The sequence below is a fragment of the Mycobacterium sp. ZZG genome, assembly GCF_054786995.1.
This window is the reverse complement of the sequence record NZ_JBTBFV010000098.1, coordinates 1-11,229: the sequence shown is the minus strand read 5'-3', so window position 1 is coordinate 11,229 and position 11,229 is coordinate 1. Positions and strand designations below refer to the sequence as shown.

Annotated in this window: 9 protein-coding genes and 1 pseudogene; 1 reads left to right on the top strand and 9 read right to left on the bottom strand. The window is 64.5% G+C overall.

The genetic code is table 11. The features are described 5' to 3' along the window. Positions 1-92: 92 nt before the first annotated feature. The 4 genes and pseudogenes from ACXMYJ_RS27840 to ACXMYJ_RS27825 form a co-directional block, all read right to left on the bottom strand. Positions 93-707, bottom strand: a pseudogene (locus tag ACXMYJ_RS27840) (hypothetical protein); the annotation flags it as partial. Then, the gene (locus ACXMYJ_RS27835) at positions 704-1,153 is read right to left on the bottom strand and encodes a hypothetical protein (protein ID WP_222878252.1); all 450 of its coding nucleotides are present in this window, start codon (positions 1,151-1,153) and stop codon (positions 704-706) included. The pseudogene ACXMYJ_RS27840 and the gene ACXMYJ_RS27835, both read right to left, overlap by 4 nt. Before the next feature lie 562 nt (positions 1,154-1,715). Beyond that, on the bottom strand, positions 1,716-1,886 hold the full coding sequence (locus ACXMYJ_RS27830; RefSeq protein ID WP_099962899.1) for a type II toxin-antitoxin system Phd/YefM family antitoxin: 171 nt from the start codon (positions 1,884-1,886) through the stop codon (positions 1,716-1,718). Between the two features lie 61 nt (positions 1,887-1,947). Continuing rightward, positions 1,948-3,123, bottom strand: coding sequence for a TniQ family protein (locus ACXMYJ_RS27825; RefSeq protein WP_235733805.1), 1,176 nt, complete (start codon positions 3,121-3,123; stop codon positions 1,948-1,950). 141 nt (positions 3,124-3,264) lie between these two features. Between ACXMYJ_RS27825 and ACXMYJ_RS27820 the strand changes: the two genes are divergently transcribed. Continuing rightward, the gene (locus ACXMYJ_RS27820) at positions 3,265-3,558 is read left to right on the top strand and encodes a helix-turn-helix domain-containing protein (RefSeq protein ID WP_419197184.1); all 294 of its coding nucleotides are present in this window, start codon (positions 3,265-3,267) and stop codon (positions 3,556-3,558) included. 13 nt (positions 3,559-3,571) lie between these two features. Here ACXMYJ_RS27820 and ACXMYJ_RS27815 read toward each other — a convergent pair whose 3' ends face one another. The 5 genes from ACXMYJ_RS27815 to ACXMYJ_RS27795 all read right to left on the bottom strand — a co-directional run. Further along, a complete protein-coding gene (locus ACXMYJ_RS27815; RefSeq protein ID WP_099962896.1) occupies positions 3,572-6,121 on the bottom strand; it encodes a TniQ family protein in 2,550 nt (849 codons plus the stop codon). Then, on the bottom strand, positions 6,118-7,299 hold the full coding sequence (locus tag ACXMYJ_RS27810) for an ATP-binding protein (protein ID WP_099962895.1): 1,182 nt from the start codon (positions 7,297-7,299) through the stop codon (positions 6,118-6,120). The genes ACXMYJ_RS27815 and ACXMYJ_RS27810 overlap by 4 nt, the downstream gene beginning before the upstream one ends. After that, positions 7,296-9,458, bottom strand: a complete 2,163-nt coding sequence (locus tag ACXMYJ_RS27805) for a transposase (protein ID WP_460359414.1) — start codon at positions 9,456-9,458, stop codon at positions 7,296-7,298. Before ACXMYJ_RS27805 ends, ACXMYJ_RS27810 begins: the two co-directional genes overlap by 4 nt. Next, a complete protein-coding gene (locus tag ACXMYJ_RS27800; RefSeq protein WP_235733806.1) occupies positions 9,455-10,285 on the bottom strand; it encodes a TnsA-like heteromeric transposase endonuclease subunit in 831 nt (276 codons plus the stop codon). The genes ACXMYJ_RS27805 and ACXMYJ_RS27800 overlap by 4 nt, the downstream gene beginning before the upstream one ends. 228 nt (positions 10,286-10,513) lie before the next feature. Continuing rightward, a partial coding sequence (locus tag ACXMYJ_RS27795; RefSeq protein WP_460359413.1) for a hypothetical protein occupies positions 10,514-11,229 on the bottom strand: 716 nt, incomplete at its 5' end.

The window sequence follows — 11,229 nt, the reverse complement described above, 5'->3', positions numbered from 1 at the left end:
CCACAAAGGCAAGCTACTCGAACGACCCACCGACATCACCCCACCAACACCGCCTTCAAACGGTGACGAGAGCACCGGAACGGAGGTCGCCTGAAACACCCCGATCCACAGGTATTGACAATTTCTCCCCCTACGTAGATCAGTAGCCATGTTTTGATGGCAGTCAGGGAACCTGGGTCAGGGCTTGCTAATTCAAGCCAGACAAAGGCGAAAAGCCCGAAGGCGGCAGGCCAGTAACCCCATCGTTGCGGATAGGAGCGGCCCGAGGCATCGGCTCCCTTCCGTCGAGCGAGACCGCAAATGCGGTAGATGGTGCGCAGCGGCGACAGCAGGCGCCAGACCGGACCCACGCAGACCGAAACGGCAATCAGTCCGACCCAGAGTAGGACGTAGAACGCGCCGGGCAGAGCGTTGTCGCTTCCGGCGGGGCCCCATATGGCGGCCGCCAGAACCCATAGCGCAAACAGCAGTGCCAGTATCGCGATAATCCAACGTGTCGTCGGAGAGTCGACGGCACGGCTAACCCAGGCAGGTAGTTCGCGGCCGGGCTTTGCGGGGTCAAAGCGCGGGTGCTTCCAAGCGAGGGCAACGATCGCGAAAGTTGCCGTCAGGGCCCATGCCGCACCGATAAGGGCGAACGACAGCGGTACAGGAAGGTCAGTGGAACCGCCTACGCCGTGCGCGAAGATTTCGACGTGCGAAGTCACGGCCGAACTTGGATGGTGACGACACTGCGATTGAGGTCGTGGAGCTCGATGTCGACCTGTCCGGGCACATCCACGGTGAACTCGAAAGTCTGATCTGGGCGCGGTTCGACGTTGAACGTGTGCTCAGGTACTGAGTGGACGTGCAGTTGGTCGGCGACGTCGCTGGTCACCTGCAGCACAATCGGCTTTCCGACGGTTGCTTGCGCTTGGCCGTTCGTCGGAGTGACCGTCCCCCCGGCGATCAAGACCTCGACCACGGTGCCGTCAGTAGCTGGTGGCGGTTGTTCGGTCCGAGGCGGCTCGGTGGCGATGGTCGTGGCGGCTGTCGACGCAGCCTGGCTGGTCGACGATGTGGAATCCGTCGTAGTGGATCCACAGCTGACTAAGGCAGATAGCGTCGCCGCAGCAGCAATGACGGCGCCCAACTGGGATGCCTTAGTGATCATGGATTCTCGTTCCTCTCGACGACGGGGCTCTGTGTGGGACCTGCGTCGCCTCCTGGTTCGCGGCGTCGGTTCCGACGGGCAATGAAGAAGACGACACCGACGATCACTAGCGCGGGCGCGAACGCTGGAAGCGACATCCATAATCCGACGTCGGTAGCGTGGTAGGAGATCGCTGGTGGATTCGGGCCTGAACCGGCTTCGGTCGCCAGAAGGTCGATCAGCACGGTTTGCCGCCGATCGCACTGAACATCAGCGACACCCCCTTCGACGCCAACCATCCGATAGCCGCGCGCCGGGTCGGGACTTATCTCCTCCGACGCCTACGTACTATCGCCGTACTTCGTGGGGACGAAACATACCGGAACCGTCGGTACCGAGTTTCTTAGGTGCGCCCAACCTGGCCAGGCATCGTGGCACCCTATCGGTTTTGCCGACCAAAGGCTATTCATCACTGTGACTAATCGCCACAGACTAAGTCGTCACTGAGTCGACGCTGGCCGCCGCGTCCGCCGACATGCGCGTAGTCGGCGTGGCGCCCGAGATCACCGCCATGGTCGTGCAGTCAGTCACTTGAGTTGATGCGCCGGTATGCCTCAACCGGGAGAAGCACTGCGATTTCGCGCCCGTGTCGAGTGACGACGAAGGCCCGTCCCTGTGCGACCTCACCGAGTATTCGGCTGAACTGGCGGCGTAGTTCGGTCACACCGATCCGCGGCAGCGAGGGATCAATCATCAGTGGCCGCAAACCTGTCGGATCCGCACCACGCAGAGCGGCCAGCGGGTTGCGGCGGGCGTCACCGAGACCACCGCGTCCCGGAGCTGTGTGACATCGAGTCGATGCGAGCGGTAGCTCGAGCCAGACGGTTCTTCTTGCGACTTTGTGCTGAGTTGGCGGCGGTGATGTCGAAGCGGCGTCGGAGCTTGAGCGCTACTCGGGCGTCTTCGCTGGCGCGTTGACAGATGAGACGGGCCAGCGGTGTGAGCGCTTCGTCGTGGTACACGTCATGAGATTCAAACTTGCCGTCAGCGAGGATGACCGCAGCGAGCAGGTGCTGCGCGGCGGTCGGGCCGTGCGCGTCCAGTACCGCGGCGGCAAGGGTGCTGGCATTTGCGGTGTGCACGGCGGAGGGCATCGTGGGTCGGGCCGTGGTTCGTCCTGGGCTGCTGCGGTCGGGGCTGGCGGTAACAGCGGTGTCGGAGGGCAGCGTTAAGTCCGCGGCGCCGCCGAGGAGTGTGAAGACGTAACGAGCAAGCGTTTTTACGTCTGTGAGCATGTCGTGTGGTGTCGGTTGATGTGCGCCGTATACGCGGAGCCGCCTTGGTTTTCCCGCGAGCAGCGCGTTGATAAGCCGCTGGGTCCGCGCCATCGGGAGGCTCAGGGGGTGATCGGCTGGCTGAACGCGGGTCAGGTCGGCGCCGCAAGGCCGCCGCTGCCCGAGGAGGTCGAGGGTCGGTTGAGCACATTGGTCCAACTCGGGGATCGTGCAGGTGGGTGGGCGGTAGCGTTGCGGCGCAGCGCAGTTCGGGCAACCGTCCTGGAGCAGGCAATGGTGGGTAGGACAGGCGAAGGTCCAGTTGAGTCGCCATGCGAGCAGCCAGCGGCCTCCGGTGTGGGTCAGGCATTGTGGGCACCAGCGTGAGGAGGTGCGCCAGTCCCAAGTCGAGGACGGCAGCGTTCGTGCACCATTGAGCGGGCCCACACCACTTCCGCTGCGCGGCAACGCTAACGCATCGACAACATGGCGGCCGTAGCCGGTTGCCTGAGCGATTCCGTCGATATCGGCGGGGGTGAGTAGGCGTATCCAGGCCCCGTAAAACGATATGGGTGCGATGGCGCATCGCTCGATAACGGCACGGCGTGGCACGTGGTGCCGGTGGGCGATCGCGTCGAGCCAGGAGTCGAGCGCCTCGCCGTGGATCGGCGCTACCCGCAGCGGAAAGCTACGGTCCATCCCTGACACCAGGGACATGGCACGTCGGCTCGAGGACGCGCGAACTGGCAGGGCCGGTATTAACCGGTTATCGCCTCGCTCCGCGCCCACACCTCAATGTACTGCTAGCGATACATTTTGTTGTGTACTTTTTGGTGGGCTGACTTTCGTGTATTGCCGGTGACTACTTGGGGGGTGCCGACACGACTTCCTGAGGACGATCCCGACCGTGCCCAGCAGTGGCAGCGTCGCCGCGCGTTGGTGGGGTCACGGATCCGCGCCTTGCGGCTGGAGAGGGGGTTGTCGCAGGAGAGTCTGGCGCTGGAGTCGGGGGTAGCGCGGAATCAGTTGATTCAGATGGAGCATGGCCGGCGTGGGGTGTTGATCGAGCGGGTGTATGACATTGCCGAGGCGCTCGGGGTGTCGGTGAGCGAGATCGTGGTCGACGATCCGGCTGCTACCGCGCAGCGGTAGTCCAGTACGTGCGTCAGGGTCCGCCGAGTTCGGCCAGGTGGTGCACCGCCGCGAGCACTTCTTCGCCGAAGTCGGTGCAGCGCAGCGGTTTCTGGATGAGAAGGCGGGCGCGGAAGTCTTTTTCCAGGCGTGAGATGTGGTGTCCGGTGACGGCCACTCCCCTGCCGAGGTGTTTCCCGGCATCGGTGAGGGTGGGGAACTGGGTGATCACGGCGAAGCGCTGTAGCCGTTCCCAGCCGCCGTGGCCGACGAGGGCCGGGATGAGGATGGCGGGGACGTTCGGGTTGTCGCGCAGTTCGGCGTCGGTGTGGCGGGCCACGGTGCGCACCGGTATTCCGAGCGTGGTGGCCTCGGCGGCTACTGTTTCGCTGCGGGTGTGGAGTTCTCGCGCGAGGTCTGCACACGAGCGTTGGTGGACAATGCATTCGGTGTAGAGCCAGTCGGGATCGACCGGTTTGGTCGGTCGCGGCCCCGACGGTCGTAGGGCAATCGTGTAGTCGTGCATTAAGCGAGAGATCGTGCTCTTGTCGAACCCTGTCAGGGCGGCGATGTCGGCGAGGCTGCGTTGTTCCTGGCTGTACAGGGCGACGAGGCGTTCCCGCGGGAGTGCTTCGGCGGCTTGCTGATACACCCTCCCAGGCCGCCGGGCGCCGATCCGCGGTGTACGCGGGGGCCGGGGCAGCGCCGGGGCGGGATGCTGTTCGAGTGCATAGCGAATAAGGTCGGCGCTGACTCCCAACTGCTGGCTGGTGGCGGCGATGGTGCGGCGGTCAACCCGGATTAGTCGGTGTAGCTGCGTGATCTCGATATCGCCGAGCTCGACACCAGGTAACGACAGGCCGGCGACGATACTCGTCGGGGGTTCCCACACCACCGGCTCGTCCTGAATACCTTGGGTTGCAAGGAACCTCGTTGCGTGACGGTGTAGGGCGCGGCTGAGCAGCGGGGTGAGTCGGCCCGGGAATTCCCTGAGCTCGGTGTCGGCGCCGCCAGGGCCGGTGCGGGGTTTGGTGGTGCCGCGGATTTGGTGCTGCAGGTAGCTGCGTGGGTGGGCCGCCGAGCATCTTTGGTGGCCGAGGCTTCCGCAGATGCGGTCCCACTCGTCCTGGGCGAGCACACCGCGGTAGTCCAGGTCGCGTCGCCGCGCGTAGTCGATGGGTGCACTCTCATCGCTAAGGTAGTCCGATACGGCAGCGAGGGCGTCGCGGATCGCGGGCCAGTGCGGCGATTCTTTAAGCCGCCACAGCAGGTAGATGGCGTTGAGGCGGCCCAGGTCGCCGCCGAGATGCGTGGCGGCCTCAGCGATGTCCAGGTCGCTGCCGACCAGCAGCACTGCGGCAGCCAGCACCGCCCGCGAGCTGGAATGCGCCAACGCCGGCGGGCTCAACCGCAACGCCCAGCCCGGCCACAATGCTGTGGGCAGCGCCCGAACCAGCTGCTGCTGCCGCTGCGCGTCGGTGGCGTGCAGCCGCGGACGCGCACTGCCGAGGCGGCACTGCAACTGCGCAGCGGGGCTTAGGCGGTCACCGAGTGCGGTGAGATGCAGGCTCTGCAGCACCGGGCTCGCCGACGGCCCGGCCGGCTGGTCGAGATAGGTCCATTGATGCAGCACGTAACGGCTCACCTCTTCAGGCAGCGCCGCCAGCGGCGCAGCGGCCGACCCGAGGTCGGGCCTGCTGAGCACGGTGACGGCCGCGGTGATCGCCGCGGCGCACGTCAGGACCGAAGACGACATCGGCGCGTTGGCCGACTGCCGCTGGTGTCGATATTGTGCGGCCAGCTCGGCGGGCAGCAGGCCGTCGAGGTGGCGGCCCGCGGTGGCCGACAGGATGCTGCGGCCAAGGATGCGGATATCGGCCAGCACGTCCCGAACTGGCGTCGGATGCTGCGCGTAGAGCCCAAATCGTCCGCTGTCGGCGGCGAGCAGCTCGACCAGCACCTGTTGGGCTAGCAGAGTGGGATGATCAGCCTCCAGCGTGATGACGGGGGTGTCGGCCAGGTCTGCGTCGCAGCGGGACCGGTTTCTGCCGGTAGTCGTGGGGCTGGGGTGAGCACAGTGCACCGGACGCGGTGGGGCGGCGTTGAGGGGTTGAGGGGCGCGTTGGCGCCGGCCGCAGCGCGGGCAGTATTCGGCCAGCAGGCACCGATGCTGCAGGCAGGCGAAGCTCCACATCAACCGCCACTGCAGCAGCCACGTTCCCCCGCTGGCGCCCAGGCAGTGTGGACAGAACCGCCACCCGCCGTGGTGGCGCGGCGTGGTTGCGGTCAGATCCGCTGTCGCTTCCTGGGCCCAGGACACGTTCGCTAGATGGTGCGCCAACGTCATCGCTTGCACCTGGATCGGCATGAGACCTGTTGCAGCGGCGATCCCTTGCGCGTCGTGCTCGCTGACCGTGGCAGCGGTGACGCGGGTGCGTTCATCGCCAACAGTGTCTACGCCCATGTGAAGGTAGAGCGCCTTGAGCGACGTGTTGTGGCGCACCGCGATGGCGTGTAACCAGGAATCCAGCGCCTCCCCCGGCGCGGGTCTTGTGATTAGGGGTAGCGCGCGGACGGTGGTCATGGCGGGTTCGGCGTAGTGCGTAGCCGGGTGGTTTTCTTGCCGGTGCGAAACGCGGCGTGTAGTTCACGGCGGCCGAGTTCGGCGGCGCTGTCGATGCGGCAAGTGTCGAGGAGCTCGGCGGTGAGTTTCTCGGTGCCAGTGCGCATGGCTTTCTGGCAGGCCAATCGGATCAGCGCCATCAATGAGCCGATGTGGCCGGTGCTGCGCACGAATAACTGATCGGAGAGGTCATCGGCGAGCATGCCCGGATACTTCTGGGTCAGCAGCAGCCGTTGTTCGAGGGTGAGCAGTAAATCCCGCCAGCGCTGTCGTTGCTTTTCGGTGTCGACCTTGAACGGTGACATGTCCACTGGCGTGGTGCAGCGCAGCAGCTGTTCCATTTCATGATCGCGGTAGGCGTTGCAGTCATCGAGGAGCGCGTCGCGCTCGTGCAGGCCGATCCCGATGAGGAGCACCGTCAGGGGAAACTCGTTGGCGATGTATTTGAACTGGTTGCTCAGATCGGTCATTCGTTCCCGCCGGCCGCGCAAGAAGTGCAGGTCATCGATGATGAGCAGCCTTGTCTCGCAGGAGGACACATCGTCGAGCGCGAACCGTAGCAGTTGTTGCGCGCTAGCTCGCTGCCCTCCCGGGTGGGCGTAGAAGTCGCATAATGCCGCGTTAAATTCGCGCGTGCCCGTGGAGGCGGTCATTCCGATCCGGCACACCGGCCACCGTTCATCTCCGGCGCGTGTAGTTGTCCCGTAACGCTCGATATGTCTGCGGTGCAGGCGTTTCCCGAACACCCGCGAGACGGTGCTCTTGCCCAGCCCGGGCAGTCCGCTGAGCGCGATCATCGGTTTGGTGTCCTCACCGGTCTGGCAGTTGCAGGCCACGAAGTCTTCGAGTTGCTCCAGCACGGATTGGCATTCGGCGGTCATCACCGTGCCCATTTGGGCGTGCCAGCGGCGGCGCTGATCGTTGTAGTCCTCGCTGGCAGCCGCACCCAGATGACGTAGTTGTTTGTGGGACAGCACTTCCGGTCGCTCCAGGGTCGGTGCGTCGACCATGTCGCGCCACCCTTCCTTGCGGGCGAGCGTGAGATTGTCCAGATACTCGCGAGGGTTTCTGACGTCCGATTTGCCCCGCGACGACGTCGCGGGTCGCCGCTTCGGTGTTGAGGACTTCGGGGAGGTCATTCCACCTCCAGCACACCGTCGTAAAAGCTGCCATGCTCCAGCGGCGGCTCGTCGGCGTCATCGAGTTCGCCGGGTACCTCGTCGAGGTCATCGACGAACGCATCAGCGTCGGCGTCGTGGGTCCGCTCGCCGGGTTCGCGATCCAACGCTTTAGCGACCGAGCTCAATTCGGCGCTGTCCGGTGGCGGGTTTAGATCACCGATGAGGGTGGACTGCTCGCGGGCCACCCGCAGTGCCCGGCGACGCTCGGCCATCGAGTTCGCGACGCTGAGTTTGCGGCGTTCCAGGAAGCTAGTGATGGCCAGCGGGTCATCGACATACCGGTTCTGGGCTTTAGCCAAGGCACGCTCGAAACGCAAGATTTCCTCGCTCATCGGGGCGTCAAGCATGTCGGCGTGCTCCCACACCAACGGATGCCAGTGGCGGGTGCGGTCATCACGGAAATACACCCTGGTGATGTCGTCGACGTTGTAAGCGACAGGCCACTTCTCATTCGGATACGGGCTTTTCTCCTTCGCGCGCCCAGCGACGATGTCGCCTTTGTAGCGGCGCCCTCCCACGTCGATGCCGTAATGCTGGATGACCCGCCACACCACCGGCAGAAACTCGTAGGCCAGATCGGGATCGCGCGGCACCTCCAGGTAACCCGCGCGCGCCACCCCATGGGCGAACATCTCCGCCGGGGTCATCTTCAGCCCCGGCACCCCCAGCCCGCTCAGACTGTCGTGGGCGCTGTGGTGATAGATGACGGCGATCCACTCCCGGATAATGGCTTCCAGCTCATCGAGGTAGAACCACGCATCCTGTTCGGGCGACACCCCGCGCGCAAAAATGTCCTGCCCCTTATAGCCAGGCAGCTCCTGCAGCAGACCTACCCGCAGCGTGGAGAAGAACCGCTCCACCGGTCCTTTGTCGCGGGGTTGGCGTAACCGGGCCGGTTGTATCGAGATCCCCAACCGCTGACACACGCTGTTGAGGTGCGCGCTGACATAGATCCGGCCGTGATCGACGACCAACGTGTCGGGCACAACGGCCGGTGTGGCCGCTAGCACGTTGTCTGCGTCCAGGGCGTCCTGTTCGACGAGCACCGAGCGCGGGATCCCGCGTGGGGGCCACATCGCCTCAGCTGGCCAGTCCCGCCCCGCCGGTCGCGGCCGGAACGTCTCGTACAACACCGCTGCCGCGTCAATGGATTTCGTCGACACCGGGGTCAGCCGCAACCCGGTGACACAGCGGCTGTACCAATCCATCGCCACCGTCAACTCGGCGTTCACCCACGTCAACGTGTGCGGATCCATCGCGAACACATCCAGGCGAGTGGTGTCCATCAGCAGGTACTCCCCCGGCCGCATCGGATGCAGCTTGCCGTACACCTCGGCCGACCGAGAAGCGATATCACGGTTGCGTTTCGTGCTCTGCTTAAACAGCGGTCGCCGGTCTTCGAGGCCGGCCAGGATCCGATACGCCGTGCGCTGCGACGGCAACTTCACCACACCGGCGCCGAACCGGGCGTCCAGACGAGCCCGGGTGCGTCGAATTACCAAGTCCTCGTTGGGCTTCGACAGATCCGTGTACTCGCCCATCACCTCCAGGGCCGTCTCCTGCCACCGCGGATCCTGACGTCCACCAATGCCGGGCTGCACCGCGCGCTGCGAAACCAAGCCCGCCTCTCCATGGATGCGGTACTGCTGGACCCACCGCTCGACCGTGCGATAGGCCGCATCGACGCCAGCTTCTTGCAGTTCACGAGCTTTGGCCGCATAACGCTGCATCAGCCCCACGTCGGGGCCATATTCAGGTCTGGGTTCACCCGGCAAAGCGGTTGCCGCGCATCCGGATCTGAATCCGGTCAGAACTTCGCGCACGTGCGCTGCTCGTTCGCACGCCTGCTGTCGCACCGCTGCCGGAACGGCCGACAACACGACGGCAGCCACGTCAGTCTCTTCTTGGGCAGCCGCACCATCGTCGGCTGGCAGAAACCGGACACGATCAGACATCAACAATTCATAGATGGACAAGCGACGCAGGATGTTACCGCGCACGGTCTTCGCGAGTACTTCCAAACAGCCACCGAAAACGTGCAAATCGATGATCTCGTGCACGCTGCCTTCATAGGTGAAGCGAGTACCGACACGCACAGGTGTCGATGCCCACGTCATCGCGGTAACCCCAATACGCTCGAGGGTCGGAGCGGCTGGTCAAGGTCAACCCAGAACTCTTGAGTCCACAATGCGTGCAGCAGTGCACTACGCATCACCGGCAGCGCAACTGCCGTACCGATCACCGACTCCGCATCATTAACCCGCCGGCCGACCAAATCGTCGCGACAGCAACGTATCTGCTGGAGCGCGTCCGTCGAGATGTATCGCTTGCGGCGGTACCCGGCAAGAAATCGCACGTTTCCCAACAGGACTGCCGGTTGTTCGCTGACCACCCGATAGTCCCAACCCAGGGATCCGATAACCTCGCGAGTCCAAGAGCACAGCACCTGAATCTTCGGATTTCCGTCAAGACGTTCCCTGCGGACCACATCAACGGCGACCAACCCAGCCCTGGTGCGCCACAGGAAATCCGGAATGTGGCGTCGCAGTCGACCATTCACCACCGCTTGCAACAGGAACGGCTGAGCAGCGATCTCGAGCACCGAGACATCGAAATCCGCCATCAACAGCGACGACAGTTCCAACCGTGACTCGTAGATAACATGGTTGTCTACAGTGGCGGCCCAATAGCTGCCCGAGTAATGACGCTGCCCTTTGTACCAGCCAAACGTCCGCCACGGAATCGCGGCAAACAATGCCGCCTCCGACACCTCAGCCGCCGCGAAACGATCAGTTTCACCGTTCGCGAGGCGCAGATCGATGGTCGCCGTCGAGATATCCACCTCAACGGAACCGGGCACTTTCCAGTGTTGCGGCGTCAGTCGGTCCGCCGACGACCGCTCAGCGGCCGTGGCTGCGATAGCTGAACCATCCCATACCAACATTTGACTGCTCCGCCACCGAGGGCGTCCAAAAAGCGTGCGCCCCCAGCCGGGGACAAAGCAATAGCGAAAAGGAATTCTCGGCCGCGTAGATCCATGTAGCGGCGACGCTCGGGACTCAAAGGTCATACGATTTGCCATAGAGATGGCGGATCCGCCAACTGCCGCCATCTCAAATGGCAAGCCGCCATCGAGAATGGCAATCTACAGAACAAAATCCCTCGATGCTGGTCAGTACCCCCGAGGGCTGGCGCTCGCGTTCGTCTGGGCAACCCGGGCGGCAAGGTTGGACCCATCCGGCCTCACGTCGTAGCGGTCCATGACGTAGTTCATCGAGGCGGCGATGTTGGCAACCGGTTCGTAGATGCTCGTCGAGGTGCCCGGCTGGTGATAGGCGGCGAAGGTGGTGGGGATGCACTGTGCGGGACCGCGGGAGCTGTTGGCCGGGGCGCCATCAGCCATCTGGGCGCCGTGGGCGTTGGAGTCGGACAGGTTGACGACATTGCCGTTATGGCCGCTTTCGCGACCGGTGAGCGTCATGTAGCCTTCGTGCCACCTCGTGCGAGCCACCGGGTCGGTGACACCGCGGGCGTCCAGCGCGGCATTGATGGCCGCTGACATGGCCGCGGGCCCCTTGGGGAAGGTGCCGCGCCCGGCGAAACTGACGTCACCCACTGGGATCTTTGCGGCCGAAGAGTCCGGTGCGGCACCACGGGTCGCGGACGCCCGACGCGGCGACGACGAGCCCGAAAGGCCCGGAATCTTGAGGGTCAGGCCGGAGAGCGCCGACAGCGAGCCCAGCGGGGACATGGCGCCGCCGCCCATGGGCATTCCCATGCCGCCGCCCATGGGCATGCCGCCGCCCATCGGGCGCCCGCCGTAACCACCACCAGCGGCGCGAATCATGTTCGCTAACGCGACGTTTCGCTGTTCGGATTTGGTGAGCA